This window comes from Ruminococcus bicirculans (ex Wegman et al. 2014) (assembly GCF_000723465.1).
In the GTDB taxonomy this organism is placed as follows: Bacteria; Bacillota; Clostridia; order Oscillospirales; family Ruminococcaceae; genus Hominimerdicola; species Hominimerdicola aceti.
Genome location: NZ_HF545616.1, coordinates 531,726 through 548,488, shown reverse-complemented (window position 1 = coordinate 548,488; position 16,763 = coordinate 531,726). Strand labels below are relative to the sequence as shown.

General features: G+C 40.5%; 13 protein-coding genes, 1 other RNA gene and 1 pseudogene. 3 read left to right on the top strand and 12 right to left on the bottom strand.

Features of this window, described 5'->3' with window-relative positions:
- Window positions 1–8 precede the first annotated feature (8 nt).
- Window positions 9–878 carry a DegV family protein gene (locus RBI_RS02455; RefSeq protein WP_038670760.1) on the top strand — a complete coding sequence of 290 codons (870 nt, stop codon included), beginning with the start codon at window positions 9–11 and terminating at the stop codon, window positions 876–878.
- Window positions 879–938: 60 nt separating this feature from the next.
- Here RBI_RS02455 and RBI_RS02450 read toward each other — a convergent pair whose 3' ends face one another.
- The 3 genes from RBI_RS02450 to rnpB all read right to left on the bottom strand — a co-directional run bounded on the left by RBI_RS02450 (window position 939) and on the right by rnpB (window position 5,665).
- A complete protein-coding gene (locus tag RBI_RS02450; RefSeq protein WP_051706335.1) occupies window positions 939–2,888 on the bottom strand; it encodes a cellulase family glycosylhydrolase in 1,950 nt (649 codons plus the stop codon).
- An 87-nt stretch (window positions 2,889–2,975) separates the two neighbouring features.
- The gene (locus RBI_RS02445; RefSeq protein WP_051706333.1) at window positions 2,976–5,138 is read right to left on the bottom strand and encodes a putative bifunctional diguanylate cyclase/phosphodiesterase; all 2,163 of its coding nucleotides are present in this window, start codon (window positions 5,136–5,138) and stop codon (window positions 2,976–2,978) included.
- A 180-nt stretch (window positions 5,139–5,318) separates the two neighbouring features.
- An RNA gene (gene rnpB, locus RBI_RS14255) (RNase P RNA component class A) lies at window positions 5,319–5,665 on the bottom strand.
- Between the two features lie 154 nt (window positions 5,666–5,819).
- Here rnpB and RBI_RS02440 point away from each other — a divergent pair.
- Both RBI_RS02440 and RBI_RS14435 read left to right on the top strand, forming a co-directional pair.
- Complete coding sequence (locus tag RBI_RS02440) at window positions 5,820–6,827, top strand: zinc ribbon domain-containing protein (protein WP_038670758.1); 1,008 nt, start codon at window positions 5,820–5,822, stop codon at window positions 6,825–6,827.
- Window positions 6,828–6,965: 138 nt separating this feature from the next.
- Complete coding sequence (locus RBI_RS14435; RefSeq protein ID WP_081855917.1) at window positions 6,966–9,695, top strand: glycosyl hydrolase; 2,730 nt, start codon at window positions 6,966–6,968, stop codon at window positions 9,693–9,695.
- A gap of 479 nt (window positions 9,696–10,174) precedes the next feature.
- On the opposite strand, the pseudogene RBI_RS02425 reads toward RBI_RS14435, so the two are convergent.
- The 9 genes and pseudogenes from RBI_RS02425 to RBI_RS14730 all read right to left on the bottom strand — a co-directional run.
- A pseudogene (locus RBI_RS02425) lies at window positions 10,175–10,726 on the bottom strand (recombinase family protein); the annotation flags it as partial.
- A 22-nt stretch (window positions 10,727–10,748) separates the two neighbouring features.
- On the bottom strand, window positions 10,749–10,880 hold the full coding sequence (locus tag RBI_RS15365; RefSeq protein WP_256322020.1) for a hypothetical protein: 132 nt from the start codon (window positions 10,878–10,880) through the stop codon (window positions 10,749–10,751).
- A 349-nt stretch (window positions 10,881–11,229) separates the two neighbouring features.
- Window positions 11,230–11,628, bottom strand: coding sequence for a hypothetical protein (locus RBI_RS02420; RefSeq protein ID WP_038670752.1), 399 nt, complete (start codon window positions 11,626–11,628; stop codon window positions 11,230–11,232).
- A 789-nt stretch (window positions 11,629–12,417) separates the two neighbouring features.
- Window positions 12,418–12,603 (bottom strand): hypothetical protein, encoded by a 186-nt coding sequence (locus RBI_RS02415; RefSeq protein WP_148303548.1) that lies wholly within the window; start codon window positions 12,601–12,603, stop codon window positions 12,418–12,420.
- A gap of 80 nt (window positions 12,604–12,683) precedes the next feature.
- Window positions 12,684–13,394: a hypothetical protein gene (locus tag RBI_RS02410; RefSeq protein ID WP_038670748.1), complete on the bottom strand. Its 711-nt coding sequence runs from the start codon at window positions 13,392–13,394 to the stop codon at window positions 12,684–12,686.
- Between the two features lie 43 nt (window positions 13,395–13,437).
- Complete coding sequence (locus tag RBI_RS02405) at window positions 13,438–13,671, bottom strand: hypothetical protein (protein ID WP_038670746.1); 234 nt, start codon at window positions 13,669–13,671, stop codon at window positions 13,438–13,440.
- A 46-nt stretch (window positions 13,672–13,717) separates the two neighbouring features.
- Window positions 13,718–14,236 carry a hypothetical protein gene (locus RBI_RS02400; protein WP_038670745.1) on the bottom strand — a complete coding sequence of 173 codons (519 nt, stop codon included), beginning with the start codon at window positions 14,234–14,236 and terminating at the stop codon, window positions 13,718–13,720.
- 91 nt (window positions 14,237–14,327) lie between these two features.
- The gene (locus RBI_RS02395; protein WP_038670743.1) at window positions 14,328–16,214 is read right to left on the bottom strand and encodes a hypothetical protein; all 1,887 of its coding nucleotides are present in this window, start codon (window positions 16,212–16,214) and stop codon (window positions 14,328–14,330) included.
- 167 nt (window positions 16,215–16,381) lie between these two features.
- A complete protein-coding gene (locus tag RBI_RS14730; RefSeq protein WP_148303545.1) occupies window positions 16,382–16,621 on the bottom strand; it encodes a hypothetical protein in 240 nt (79 codons plus the stop codon).
- Between the last annotated feature and the right edge of the window lie 142 nt (window positions 16,622–16,763).

Genomic DNA, 16,763 nt, shown 5'->3' with positions numbered 1-16,763 from the left:
GGATAAAAATGTCTGACAGAAAATACAAGCTATATTCCGACTCCACCTGCGATCTGTCGGAGGATATATTAAAAAATATGGACGTGACGCTTCTGGAATTATCTTTTGAAGTAAACGGTGTTGTAAAGAGCAAGAATGACATGACGCTGCCTGAATTTTATTCCCAAATGCGAAACGGAGCAGTAACGAAAACATCGCAAATAGGTATCTCCGACTATGAACAGGCTTTTGAAAAGGAACTTGCCGCAGGCTATGACGTGCTTTATCTTGGATTTTCGTCAGGTCTTAGCGGCAGCTTCAACACTTCCTGCATTGCAAGAGATAGCGTAATGGAAAAATACCCAGAAGGCAAGATAATCTGCATAGACTCCCTCTGTGCTTCAACAGGCGAAGGTCTTTTGCTCATAAAGGCTGACGAAAAGAAAAAGCAGGGTCTTTCCATTGACGAGCTTGCCCAGTGGATCACTGACAACAGGCTTCACCTATGCCATGTTTTCACAGTTGATGACCTGAAATATCTCCACCGAGGTGGCAGAGTATCAAAGACCGCCGCCATAGCAGGCTCTATTCTTGGCATTAAACCGCTTCTCCACGTTGACAACGAGGGACATCTTATCCCAGTTGGAAAGATACGAGGCAGAAAGCAATCCATTGAAAAGCTTGTGGATATGATGTGCGAACGCATGGGAAATTGGGATAATTCCACAGTAGCCGTCTGCCATGGCGACTGCCTTTCAGACGCTGAATATGCAGCCGACCTTATGCGAAAAAAGCTTGGCAAGAAGACCACTGTGCATATCTGCTACACAGGTGCTGTTATAGGCTCACACTCAGGGCCTGGAACTCTCGCTCTGTTCTTTATGGGCGACCAGCGATAAAAATACAATACAAAAGCGGACGAAGCCCGAAAACTTCGTCCGCTATTTTTATATGTGATATCAAAGACCCTTTGCCTTTTTCAAAGTTATACCATTATCTCCAAGCGGTATAGCGTGGTCAAGTCCAACGAACTTGCCTCCCTCCTGCCAAAGAACTTCCTTGACAAAATCATACTTTTCCTCGTCCCATGTAACAAAATCGTCCTTTACAAGTCCGCCCGTGTCACCTGAGTTTGCATTGAAGCACCAGAAAGTGTGATTTACATGATTGTCCTTTATTAGCTTTCTCATGTAGGTCATCCAAGTTAGGTTAGGCTCTGTCATAAAGCCACCCCACTCGCCTATAAGAAGCGGTGCGATATCCTGCTCCTGAATGTAGAACCAGTTGTCTTTCCAGCAATCTTTCATAAGGCTCTTGTATGTGTAGTCCCCCTCGAACCAAGGCTGCTGATAAACCGTCGGACCATAGTCGTGCGGCGAGTAAACAAGCTTATCCTGATATTTGCCAAGGTCGATAGGATAGTCCTTTACGCCCCTGAGATTTCCGCCCCACCAGTTGAAATAGTAATCATCACTGTTGGTGGAGGAATAATCCCCATTTTTCTTGATGTTCTTAGGGTATATTTCGATACCCTCGACCATTATAAGCACATTAGGATTTTTCGCAAGCACCTTGCTCGCTGCCGTTTCAGCCACATACTTCCAGTTGTTTGCGTCCTTTGAATCATTCCATATTGCCGCAGCGTCACCCTCGTTAGGCTTGCCGTGAGGCTCGTTTTTCAGGTCAAATGCAACGATAGTGTCATTGTCCTTATATCTGTCGGCAAGCCACTCCAAAGCATGGTAATAGTTCTTTACAGTGACCTTGTCAGTATACCACAGATTTACAGTATGACCGCTGGCATTGGTTTCCGCTGAATGGATATCAGGCATTACTTTAAGACCGTTTTCCTCCGCAAGCTTGAGAAAATAATCAAATATCTCAAGGCTGTTCATCGAGTTCAGCTCTTCATTGTATGCGTTATTGTAGTTCGCCTTTGGATATTCGCCCTCCGACCACTGGTTGATAAGCTCCGCTGACATAGGCACTCTTATAAGATTGAAACCGTGGTCTGCAATAGCCTCCACCGATGTCACAAGCTCGCTGTTCCAAAGTCCGTCAAATGTGTTAGTGCCTGTGTTGTAGCCAAACCAGTTCACGCCCGTGAGCCAAACCTCTTTGCCGTCCTTGTCAAGTATCTTGCTTCCGTCTGTGTGAAGCCAATCATCACCCTGTTTAGCCTTTGAGGTACGCTTTAGAAGCTTTTTAACGTCCTTTTCCGTGACCTTTTTGTCATTATTCTGATTATTGTTGTTATTGTTATTATTCTGTGATACCTTGCCCTTTTTAACAGTACACTCCACACCGTTTAGCTTTGCAGACTTAACATTGAGCTTTGTTCCAGTTCCAATATTACAGCCAATAGAGGTCGAACCGCCCTTTGCGATCTCGCCATTGTAATCAACATTCGTGACCGTGAGTTTGTTGCCCTTGACCTTAAAGTTGCCGTTCCAGCCGTCACAGCTTTTGAGCTGGTCTATTTCAAGCTCCAGCGTCCACTCCTTGAGGGCTTCATCGGAGTTGTTCTCAATGCCTATCTCCATGCCCGTCATGACCTTGTCGCCGTCCTGCCAACTGTTGTCCCCTGAATAGGAAATGATAAAGCCCTTTTCCTTTTTATCGTCTTTGCTTTCCTCCTCATCAGCATCAGGCTCGTCCTCGCTTTCATCAGCCACAGAGTCCTCCTCACTGGTGTCATCGGTTTCTGAAGCCACCGCAGAACTGCTCTCCGCCTTTGAAGCCGAGCTGTCCACGTCTTTTTTGCCTGATGTTGCCACCAATATCAATGCAATAACAAGCCCCACTATAACAGCGCCCATGCCTGCAAAAGCGATAATAAGCTTTTTGTTTATGCCCTTTTTGCCCACATTCTCCTGCTGGCTGTTTACGTCTTTTTTCTCATCACTCATAAGCTTTCCCCTTTATTTTTGATTTTTACATATTTATAAGACCGCCGAGTATTACGCCCGACGGTCGAACTTTCTTTTTTTGGCGACTTATTTTACTGACTGGAGTTTCTCGCTAAGGAACTTCTCCTCAAACTTGTCTGACGGCATAGGTCTGCCGAAATAATAGCCTTGTATAACGTCAGTTTCCAGGTCTCTCAGGATATCGAACTGCACCTGTTCCTCAACGCCCTCTGCGCAAACTGCTATATGCAGGTCGTGAGAAAGATTAACTATCATTTTAACAAACACCGCAGTGTCAGGATTTTTTGCGATATCATCAATAAACGACTTGTCTATTTTAATGGTATTCAGCGGCATTTCCTTTATGCAGTTAAGCGAAGAATATCCCGTTCCGAAATCGTCCAGTGCTATCTTCACGCCCTTGTCTGTTATATGCTTCAAAAGCTCCTTCATTTTTTCCATATCATGGATAGCAAGACTTTCTGTGACCTCAAAACATATCTTATCAGGGGGTGCGCCTGTTTCGTCAAAAAGTGTGTCTATCTTGTCAAGGAAATCAGGCTCAATTATCTGACCTACAGACAGATTGATGTTCATTCTCAAATCAAGCCCTGCGTCAGCCCACTTTTTGCACTGTCTGCCTGCGATCCTTATTATGTTCTCGCCCAAGAGATTGATATAGCCAAGCCTTTCCGCCATAGGGATAAATTCGGCAGGGGAAACCTGACCGAACTCAGGTGGATTCCACCTCATAAGCGCTTCACAGCCCACAAGCTTCTTTTCGGAGCTGCTGAATATAGGCTGATAATACGCCGTGAAATGTGCAAAGCCATTTGTGATATCCTTGTGCATGAGCCTTTCAAGTTCGATCTGCCTTGAAAGTATCCTGCCGATAGTTTCGTTATAATTTATAGTACAATTCTTGCCCTGCTTTTTCGCATATGAAATGGCAAGGTCGATCCTTTTAAGAACTGTGTTTACAGTATCGTCAAGCTTCGGGAACTTCGCAACGCCCATTGAACAAGTGCAATAGCAAGTGCTGTTAGCAATCTGCCACTCTGTGTTGAACTTATCATGTATGATCTTGCATATCTCGTCGATCTCGGTCTGATCCTGATCTCTCAGAAGCACAACGAACTCATCGCTGCCAAATCTAAAAACGCTCAGCTTTTTATTCTTCTGGGCAAAATCCTCAAAGAATTTACCTATCTCTTTAAGAAGTCGGTCACCATTATTGTGGCCATAGCTGTCATTTATGTTTTTGAAATTATCAAGGTCAATGAGCATAACAGTGCTGTTCTCATCGCTTTCAATAATGCCCTGTATACTCTTATCAAGACTTAATCTGTTAGGAAGACCTGTGAGATTATCGTAAAAGACCTGCTTTTCGATGACCCTCTCATAATTTATCTTTTCTGAGATATCATTAAGTGTACAAAGTCTGATAGTTCTGCCGTCATGCCATTTTATGAGTTTTTCCGACACATTGAACCATTTGTTCATGATCTCGGAATAATAATCTCCTCCAAAAAGCATTCCTTCCTTATGAGCAGGAAGTTCACACCAAGTCTTGCTGAAAACGTCACTTTCCTTTTTGCCGACCAGTTTTCCAAAATACTGTTCAAAGCTCTTGCTGGCAAAAACTATCTCACCACTGTCCTGTGCCACTGCAAGCACATAGGAATTCATATTATCCATAACATCAGTAAGCGTGCGAGTAGTGCTTTCAGCATGTTCAGCCGCTCTCCTAGTATGGAGCATACCAGAAAGTATGTATGTCAGACGTGAGGCTAGCTGTATCTCCTCAGGGGACCATACTCTCTCAGGATCAGAGGACAAAAGATTGAAATATGCAACATACTTATTGGTATCCTTGACAGCACAAGTGAGTGAACAAGGATACACCACACCACGCAGGGATATTTCCTCCGCATCTCCATTCGGATGAGCCTTATCCGCAACGTGGATACCAGTTTGCATAAGTGCTTTTTTCATTGCATTGTATCTATTTCTATTAAATTCTTTATCAAAAGCAAATACAGTATATTTATGTGTATCAGCGATCAATTCATAACTCAAAGGTTCTGAGTTTTCATAGCCTGAAACTGTTACCGTAGCCGCATTGACATAAAGTGCAGAGCAAATACTTTCGAGAAAATTCTTGCACACATTATCAAATCTGTCATCGCTTTCAAGTATTTTCAAAAAGCTCTCGAACTTTTCGTTATAGGTCTTAGCTGGTATTTCCATACAAACAGCCCTCCTCTGCTTATATAAATACGTCTAGCGTCATTATAACATATTTTCCGTAAAATCACAAGGGGAATTATAGAAATTTATTTATAATGCACAAAACAAATTACCAAATTTATATATTATTAAAAAACAAGCCCCGTAGTTAAGCTTAAAAAAAGTTTAACTGACGGAGCAAATGTGACCGAACCGATAAGCCGAGTTTTGTCGAGTGCGATAATCTATCTGGACTGTACGTTGCCGCACAGCTCTAGCCACCTATAGCCCCAAGTCTGACGAGCAGCCATTGACTTGCAAGCTACCATTGGTGTTGCATCGGATAAGGTTTACATAGCAATGACGTCTCCGCCATTCTGGTGGGCTTTTACCCCACCTTTCCACCCTTACCAACAAAAGTTGGCGGTATATTTCTGTTGCACTGGCTCTAAGGTCACCCTCGGCTGACGTTATCAGCTATCCTGCTCTATGATGCTCGGACTTTCCTCATAAACCTAGAACGTTTACGCTATCGCATAGCTCGCTCACAGTATGATTATATCACATGAATGACGAAATGTCAAATAAAAGCCTGCATAGACAGTGAGCATTCTTAAAAATCATGCAAAACGTCTCAAACATATTTACAATTTACAAAAAATGTGATAGAATTAAAATAACCAAATCAAGGGAGCGTAAAAAATGAGAACTTGTCCTCACTGTGGCAGCGAGCTTCACGATGATTCTACTTTCTGCTTTGCCTGTATGTCCATCGTCAACGAGCGTAAAGAATTACTTATAAAGGTAAACACGTCACGCAAAAGAACCATACCAATGGTTTGTGTTGCAGTCGCTATCATAGCCGCATCGTCAGTGTTTGCCGTTGTCAGCAAGAAAAACAATGCCGTAGAAACTAAAACACCTGAGCCTGCAAAAGCTGTGACAACTTCTGACACTGTAACGACCATACCGCAGACAACGACTGCCGCCACAACAACTGTACCTACTACCACCACCGCACATGCACCAACGGCAGATGAGATAGACAAAATTTCAGGCGGTATTAGGCAGGCTTCCACAGGCACGGCTGGAACTACTACCACCACAACAACCCTGCCTGAAGAAACTCAGCCCGAAGAAAATAATGGCGAAAATCAGCCTGATGAAAATAACGTTCAGCAGAAGGATAACACAGCTCCAGCCGAGCCTGAGCCGTCATATTTTTCTGAGGACGGAGCAAATGAGCTAAGCAGAATATTTGCAGACAAAATAAATAAAAAACGTGAAGGCAGAGGCTATGCACCACTGAGGGTCTGCGGACAGCTTGACGATCTGCTGTCAATGAGTCTTGAAACATTGACTCATGTGCAAAGTGAGGGCGAGATCGATACTTGCTATGAAATAACATTGGATAAGCTAAAAAGCAACCTCAGCGACGTTGGACTTCCCTCAGACAGTGAATTTATAAGGATAAGCTATGTAATGAACTGCTGTAAAAACTATGATGAAGTATTTGAGTATGCCAAAAAAGTGAATTTTTCAAACGAGCTTTTCACTGATGAAGAAGGCACACTTACAGTTTATTCACAAAGACTGGATTACAAATATTTCGGCTGCGCAATATATGATATGTGTCGTAGTCAGCTAAAACCTAACGGTGATTATTCATCCACTTCCGAATACGTCTGCGAAATTTGGCTGATGAAATAAGCAAAATTAAAGTTTACAAATCATCTTATAATTAGCCTTGATATATTGTTTACAATTCACAAAAATTATGCTAAAATAAATGTATGCTTTTAAGCTCTTAGCTTTATCAGTAAATAATATAACAAGGAAAAAACATCTATGAAGTTCAATATCAAAAAGGTCGCAGCCGCATTTTTAAGTGTGGCAATGCTCACCACAGGCTCGGCTCAGCTTTCTGTTTTTGCACAGCAGACGCTTAAATACGAAGCCGAAAACGGCACTTTGGGCGGTTCTGCCTATATCCAAACAGACAGCTCCGCATCAGGCTCTAGGTCAGTTAGTTTTTCAGACTCAAGCTGCACATGGTCACAGACTGTTACAGTCAGCGAAAGCGGATACTACAAAATAAAGCTTTACAGCCGCGGAGAAGGATCGAATAAGATAAACAACCTTTCTGTAAACGGCTCAAATGCAGGTACTTTCAGCAGTGCAAACGGCTCTGCCTATAAAGCGTCCACAGTGAATGGTATTTATCTCAAAAAGGGGCAGAACACTGTCAAAATAACAATGTCGTGGGGATATTTTACTCTCGACTACATAACCATTGAAAAAATGAGCTCTTCAAATGCCTACACCGCCGCTGAAAATCTCGTTGACCCATACGCTTCACAAAGCACACAGCGCCTTTACAGCTATATGAAGGACGTTTACGGCAAAAAGGTCATAACAGGACAGTATTGTGACGGTGGTCTTAACGGCACTGAGTTCAAAGCTATAAAGTCCGCCACAGGTCAGACCCCTGCTATGTTGGGTCTTGACTTTATGCGCTATACTCCATGCCGTGTCCAGAACGGTGACACCTCCGACGCTGTCGAAAAGGCTATCGAGTTTTCACGGGCAGGAGGAATAGTAACATTCTGCTGGCATTGGAACGTCCCTGACAAATATCTTCTCTCAGGTACAGACGGCGGAAATCCACGTTGGTGGGGTGGTTTTTACACCAAAAACGTTGACCGCTCAAAGTTCTCGCTTACCAAAATAATGAACGGCTCAGACCCTAAGGGCTACAACACTCTTATGAGCGACGTTGACGAGATCGCCAAACAGCTCAAACGTCTTTCTGACGCAGACGTTCCGGTACTGTTCAGACCGCTCCACGAGGCAAGCGGCGGTTGGTTCTGGTGGGGTGCAGACGGCTCGGAAGCCTACAAAAAGCTTTGGCAGGCAATATATGACAAGCTCACGAATGAATACAAGCTTGACAATATCATATGGGTATGGAATGGTCAGGCGGCAAATTGGTATCCTGGCGACGAATATGTTGACATAATCGGAGAGGATATCTACCCAGGCACAAGAGATTATTCAGCCCAAAGCTCAAAATATCTTGAAGCCACAGACTATTCACCAAACGGAAAAATAGTTGCCCTTACAGAAAACGGCTGTCTTTTCGACCTTGACAAAGCCTTTGATGCAAACACCGCATGGTCATATTTCGGCACATGGAGCGGTGAGTTTTGCATATCAAGCTCTGAGAAATATACCGAGAAAAGTATGTGGCAAAAGGTCTATAACAGCGACTATGCTGTGACACTTTCAAGTCTGCCCGACCTGAAAAGCTATCCTATCAGCAGTGACAATACACAGATAACTCTTGACTCCACGTCAAAAGAAGTCACATACGGCGACAGCATTACCCTAAAAGCCAGCGTGACCTCAGGCACCCCTCAGACAGTAACATGGAAAAGCTCCAACACAGCCGTTGCCACAGTAAAAGACGGTGTTGTGACCGCCACGGGCAAAGGCACAGCAAAGATAACAGCCTCCCTGCCTAACGGAAGGTCTGCCGTGTGCACTGTAAAGGTCACCACAAAAAAGCTTCCAACATCAGGCTATTCCTATGCAAGCACTGCACAGTACACAGGCAGTGCAATTATTCCGACAGTCACTGTTAAGGACGGAAGCAAAGTTCTCCGTCAAAACATCGACTATCGTGTGATGGTCACGAACAATGTTAAAATCGGTCACGCTAACATCGCTATCTCAGGCATGGGCAACTACTACGGCAGTTATTCCGCAGGCTTTGACATTATCCCTGCCAAGCAGACCATACAAAAGCTTGAAACAAGATACAAAGGCTTCTTTGTGGATTGGGCGCAGAAAGGCTCTGCAACGGGCTATGACATTCAGTATTCCACCAGTGCAAACATGAGCGGTGCGGCTTCCAAACACCTCACTGCCAACAAGCCAGATAACCTGACAATAAGTGGTCTGACAGCCGATAAGACCTACTACGTTCGTGTGCGTTCCTACACAAACGTTGGAAGCAAGACCTATTATGGTCCATGGTCTGACATAAAAAGCATAAAGACCGCAAAATATGATATCACAAAAGCTTCCGTTTCTGGCATTTCCACCAAGGCATACACAGGCAAGGCTATAACGCAGAACATTACTGTGAAATACAACGGCACTGCCCTGAAAAACGGAACTGATTACACAACTTCCTACTCAAACAACAAAAAAATCGGCAAGGCAATTGTCAAGATAACAGGCAAAGGCAAATATGGTGGCATTATCAAGAAGACCTTTACCATAAACCCTGCCAAGCAGGAGATACAGAAGCTTACGTCTAAATCCAAAGCATTTTTCGTGGATTGGGCGCAGAAAGGCTCTGCAACGGGCTATGAGATACAGTATGCAACTAACTCCAAGTTTACAAACGCAAAGAAAGTCACCATAACAAACAACAAGACCGACAAGACCACAATCTCCAAACTTAGCGGCAACGAGAAATATTACGTTCGTGTCCGTTCCTACACGACAGTGAACGGCACAAAATATTACGGTGCATGGTCGGTTTCAAAGAGCGTGACTACAAAAAAATAAAGAAAAAGTGATTATCCATAGCAAAATAGAGGTCTGGCTCAAACGTCAGACCTCTATTATTTTTTATTCGCACACAAAAACACCCCGTATCATAAGACACGGGGTGAAATTTATGTTATCTATTCAGATATCCTAAACTTTGCAAGAATTACTTCTTCTGTGCAATAGCAGCCTGAGCAGCAGCTCACCTGCACGAGATTTTATGACAATTTCACCGTTTAAACCAAGTAAATTTATCAACCAGTATGTAAAGTGACAGCTTTCGCCGTCACCAATCGTAAACTCAGCAGAGTTTTTTCTGCCTGTGAGCGTACAACGTATTTTTTCACTTTTCTCCTCGCCGAGATTGATTATCCATTCAAAATTTGTATTGTCAACCGGCGTAATTCTCGATACCAATTTGCTAATAATTTCATCGTTGATGTGACCGTTGTCAGCAGAAAGTAATCATATATTATCATCACCGTTTCCGCCTGCTACGGATTGATCACATAGGTTGAGCCGACTCGGTCGTACCCAAGAATATTTCCGTTCCCGTATAGCACACCGTTCTCGCGGCTGATATATTGTCCCGCATGAACTCGCTCAGAAATTTTTCTGCTCTCGTCCTGTGCAAGAGTAGCCATAAGCGTAAGTCTGAGTTCTCCGTCACCGTCCATTGTCCAGATGTCGTCCTCAACAAAGTAAACCTCAATACCCAAGTTCTTTAGCTCACGAGTAAACGTCAGCGTGTCAACCGTATTTCGTGCGAATCGACATACCTCTCTTGTAACTATAAGATCGAATTTTCCTTGCCGTGCGTCCTCGATCATTTGCAGGAACGATGGTATTTTCTTAGTCTGCGTTCCCGTAATTCCTTCGTCAATGTATTTGTCGATAACGTTCCAGTTATTATGCTGTTTTGCTTGATTGTCATACCATTGAAGCTGATTATCCAGAGCGGAGATCTGAGCCTCGTGCTCCGTTGATACTCGTCCGTAAAACACAACCGTTCGCTGTCTGTTCCTTTCCTGCTTTAATGTTGTGTACATTCAGTCACCTGTCCTTTCAAAGTCATGCACTTTTCTTCTGCTTTTGATTACTATAATTTCTGATGATGTTAAGGTATGTAGGCTGATTTATCAAGTCCTTTTCAAAGAGAATTTCGATCATCAGCCTTACCTCATACTCAAATTCGATCTTCAATAAGTTACCTCCGTACTACAATTTTACTATTTTTTCAGCCGCAATGTAATCACCAACTGCAACCAAATTTTTCTCTTTACTTGTAGCAGTATCAATAAAAATCACATACCGTTTTCTTGGCACCTCTGATTTAATCTCTTTGATACTGCACAGCATCCTCGCAATCGATAATTCCATTGATCTTCCGTACTTCGTTTACGCACATAGCGTGTAGACTTTGCAACGAGTATGCAATTTTTAGCCGTAATGCAATCATCAAATAAGATACTATTTGCATTTTTTCAATTACATATTTGAGAAAAGGCCGTTGCACAGATTTTTAGTCTGTACAACGGTCAATTAAAATAACTTACATTATGCTGATAGTATTCAATAGTTTATCATAATTATCATCAAAAACAAAGATATAATCTCCGCAGGATTCAAATGTGTATGAACCGCTGCTTTTTATTTCATCTGCAGGCTGCTCGGCTGTGATCTCCCATTTATCAAACGAATATATTAAATACTCTCCGTTATAATAGGTAATCGCCTTTTCATCATCTACATATAGTATCCGCTCAAAAGTCCGTGTGCAGTGCCGAAAGGATTTTGTGCAGTCGTCGGTATTTATAATGTATAAACAATCGTTTTCATGCTTTGACATTTCGCAGGAAGTTGCCGTAGGTCCTCCGTCTCTTGTGATTGAACGTGATGTAGTTCGTTGAGCAACAGATATGATATATTTGTCATTGGATACATAGGGCATATTTTCAAAAAATCCTTGAGCATAATCACGAATATCAAGATTATTATAGCAATGTTCTTGACAATTGACAAATGAATATTCATACAATGTTCTAAATCGGAATGACGATTCGGTGTAAATTATTCGATCCTGTTGATAAAGCAATAAATTGACTCTTCCATTAGAACTGATCATATTTTGCCTATTTGAATCGACAGCAAAATAGGAATCATTATAGTTATCTGAATCCATATCAAAATATAAACACTCCCCATATTCACAGCTATATTTATACAGCTTAAAATACGAATTTTCTGATTCAAATACAAAAAATAGTCTACCGAAATTTGTTCTGTATGACCTCCGTTATATAATTGATATATTTTAATTCCGTCAGATGACACAAGGAAAAGTACATTGTCATTGATAAAAAAATCCTTTGTATAATCAGGTATTGAATAACTTTTTACTACTTTGCCTGATGAATTTATAACTTTAAGATTGTCTTTGGTACTGTTATCAATTACCCAGAGTAAATCGCCGAATGATTTTACAAATGCATATTTATCGCTTGTCTGATATATGCTTTTTTTGATTATCTAAATTATATATATTTCCATCTTGAATTTTATAATAATTATTGTTTAAACATACGACCTTTGAGTGTTCATTATACAAACCGGATACCTTAATTTGTATATCGGGATAATAAAAATAGCATCTGTAAACAATAACAACCAATATTATTATGACTACCAAAATTGAAATCATAATATATTTGAGTTTTATTTTCATCAAAACCACCCGTAATCACTTTAGTATATATCCTACTCTAAATAATTCATCTGATGTGTTAGTGATCTCATTAACACTACCTATATCAGTTGAACTATTCATATTGCATTTTTCATTAAACAAATCTATTCTTCCGTTAGTATTCATTACCCCTGAAAAGGTATGAATTTGTAAATCCATTATTCCAAAATTATATGCCATAATCAAAACGTCATTTTGTGAGCATATTCCCACATCGACATACAAATCTCATATTTAGTTCTCCTATAAATTATATATTTTTAGGAACTGCAAATTCCGCATATAACATTCAAAATTGCCGAAAACAGGGCGTTTGTGACCTCGGTGTATTGGTGCTGGGGGATATTTTTATCCTCGCATATCGCCGCAACTTCGTCGTTCCAGCTTCCCATTCCTGCGAAAACGCAGGCGGACAAAGCGCCGTTCAGCACATTGTCAAGGCGGTCGGTATCATTCAAAAGACGGTGGGCTTCTTGGAAATCTTCTTCAAAGCCGTGATAGCCGATAGTATCGCAAAGCTTTTGTGCTTTTTGTATCGCATTTTTCAGATCGGATATACATTGTTTGATATCGGGACTGCTTGGGCAGACTTTGTAAAAAAGCGCTTTTTTCACTCCGCTTATCTCACGGTATGTTACATACCAATGGGTGTCTTGCCAAACTCTTTTGATCGTCCAAATGCTCTGTTTGCTTTTGAATTTTGTTTCAAGAAAGCAAATCTTATCAAACTCAAATGCGCTTTCGGGCAAGGCAAGTTGATCGCCGTTTCGGGCTATCGAAACGCCCTGCAAACCACGGCTTTTAAGTTTTTGACAAAAATGTGCAGGGGAAAATATCGTCTCGCCGTCAGCAAAAATAAACCTGGTCTTGTAAAGGTCATCGCAGGCAGACGAGGGTGTGTTCGTGCTGTTTGTGCAGGACGTTTTTATGATATCGTAAATTTGTATCTCGAAATTTAAAAGCTGTTTCAATGTTGTTCTCCGAGGGCAAAGTTTGTGTTATGATCTTAAACGACTATTCTTCCGGCTTATATACTTTTACTAAATTGTAAGAATCATCAAACAAAGTTATTCTGCCACATTTTTCGCAATGCCAAACATTATAGCGAGGATAGGGAATGTCCAAAACGTGTATGTATTCGTTTTTCTGTATCTCACACCATTCTCTGTCTGAATAAACATAATATTCCGTATCGTTAGGGTCAAGCTGATTTGTAAGCATATTTCCACATCGACAGTATACTCTCATATTCATTTCTCCTATGCACTATTTATGTTATATATTTACTGTGATTTCAAAATGACGGATAATGTATATCATCTTCAAGAACACCTCTGCCGACAACTTTATTTTCACAGTATACAAGAAAATTTGTCCCCGCAGCATAGTCCTTGTCAAGCAGTCCATACTTTACAAAAGAAAGTATCCCTTTCGAGGTGCATTTATCGACCTTTTCGATAGTGTATAAAGCTGCGGCTATCATCGGCGAAATTGCGATATCATTTTTATCTACAAAACACAGTATTATGACAGTATCTTCTATGATCCAAAAATTAGGGTGTTTGACATTCTTCTGATCCCATACTATTTTATATTTTGCTCTTTTTTCGGGAACATAATGCTTGCTGACTTTAACATATGGGTGGTCGAAACTTCTTATAGTACGGATACCTATATGTGAAGAAACTGTATTTTCATATTTAATAGCTGGCAGTGCGACCAAAGATGCATTGCATAAGGCATTTAACCAGAATTGCCTGCTGTCTTTTTTTAGTTTGATCTCGTGTCCGCACTTTGAACAAAAATCCGTCATAAAACGAAGTTCTCTTCTTTTAAAGTTTATTGGAATTATTTCTCCACACCATGGACATCTTGGTGCAAACATATCAACACCCCCACATTAGTTAATATGCATAGCGCATATTAATTAATTGATCTCCTTTATACCAAAAAATCATTTTTTCATAACACATATTTGAAGTTGAAGATGTAATAGTAACATGAATAAATACATCTCCAAGTTCAACTTTTGTATTATTACTACTATACTCTTTTACGCTTTCAAATAATACAGAAGTAATAAATCTAATTTTTTCACTTCCTGTAATTTCTCCAATTGCAAAAGTTAAAAGTTCTTTTGTTATACCTAATGCAACTTCCTGCTGTACTTCGTTTGAATTATTACATACTCCTAGATTGAATAGTGTTGTAATGGTTGAAAGATCATCATACACGCTGGTGGTTATTTCTTCTAATATTATCTGAGGTAATCCTTTTTGTTCCCAAAACTTTCTTCCTTTTAAATCATCATCGTCAACTGTATTATACACCACTTCACAAATGCTTGGTGATTGCGACATCAATTCTTTATACTGTTGTGAATTCAAAATTTCCGAATAGCAGTAACCACAATTATCCATTAAATCATATTTGTTTCGATAAGGCTCTTTTCTCCTAATTTCATCTATTTTAGCTATAAATTTCATTTCGGAATGTGTTCTGTTCCAGGAATTAACTGGTGCATTTCGTTTGCTTTCATAGTAATTTATAGTCTTTAGCAGCGACTCTACCGTCAAATAGTCTTCATCTGATAGGATTTCTTTGTCCTGTAAACTCGGTGACTTTTTATGAAAAATGCATCTACTGCATTTATATTCTCCGTCTTCATATAATCGTAATGTGTGCTTAGATGCATCGCTATCGCTTCCCCAACAATATTTTTCTGTCGGATCCGACCACATATGATGATAATACTTAACTATAGATGGATTTCCTTGTTTGCCCGGAATTTCAACTTTGGTAAGCTCAACATCGACTTCTTCATTGTCATCAAGGCCGTCATCATCCGTGTCAGCTTTCATATAATCGGTATTAACAATTTTGCAATTTGAGCTTACAATAAGGCCACTCATTTCTTCAATATCTGTAAAACCGTCACCATCAGTGTCTGTTTCTCCAACAAAGGTCTTAGGACCTATTTCATTGCAGCTTTGATTTATTTCAGCAGCGGTCTTAGCAGAGTATACCTTGCCGCCTGTCAGCTGTGCATAACCTATCAATGCAGCTGTATTAAAATCACCAATACAGAAAAAGTAAATAGGTATCTTGTTATTAATTGCAAGCTTAAGAAATCTACTGTCAACTGATACACTGCTGTCAGTAATAAAAATAATTTTAGAGTTATACCCCATAGCCTCATCATTGAGTATAACTGCTGCTAAACCAATTCCATAACTAGCATTAGCAGTTCTGCTGTAATAAATCGGATCCCATTTCAACGCACTTTTGACACTCGTAAAATCGGTGTTCATTCCACCAGCATTCTGGTAGGTCAAAAAGCTCATAATATCTGAATCCGACATTGAGTCTACAATATTACTAACTATAAGTTCATTTCGATTTGCGTTATTAACATTATATATATTTGAACTTTTTGATATTAATACAGTTGCATTTGGAATATGCTGGCCTTTTGATTCGTTTATTTTAGTGTAAATATCTTGCCATGCTCTATACCATTCTTTTCCGTCAACGATCATATACTTACTGAAGTGTGTAGTCTCCACACTTACAGTTGAATTTTCCCCGTCAAGTGTGGTATCCAGCTCAACAAAATTGTCATTTTCTTCATCATACCATAAAAACAGTAGGTTGTCAAACTCAGTATCACCAAGCTTAGACTTATCGATCACATATGTAAGCGTAGCCTTATCGAACTTTGAAGTTGTTTCGATCTCAAAAGGCTCACCGATCAAACCCACAACATCAGAACAAAGAATGTCTTTATTCATAATGCTTTCAACAGTTGTTGTTTTTTGAATATTGTAATCCTGTATAATAAAACTTGACACATACAAAACAATCAAAGAATACTAAAAACAAAGGAGTGTGTCATCAATGGAAACAGGAAAACAATATGATGAAGAGTTTAAAAAGCAGGCAATAAAGCTCGCAAGCTTCAGGCAGCGAACAAACGGATAAAAGAACTTGAAAAGAAAAACCGAGAGCTTGAAGAACTGAATGAATTTCTGGAGGAAACATCTGCTTTTTTCGCTGCGAACCGTCGGAAGTCAGGAAAGAAGAACGGTTTAAGTTCATTTTCAAAAAGACTGATGACGGTAGGATCACAGGAAGGATCAGTTTTTACTGCAAGGCTTTGGAGGTTACAAGACAAGCATTTTACGATCATCTCAGCCATAAAAACGCCCCCTGGAAGTATCAGGTGCTTGCAGATGAAATGATGAAGATCCACGAAGAAGACCAATATAATGACTGCTATGGCAGAGAGCGTATGTATCTTGCATTGCAGCAGAGAAAGGATGCCGGGATGCTGCTGTAAA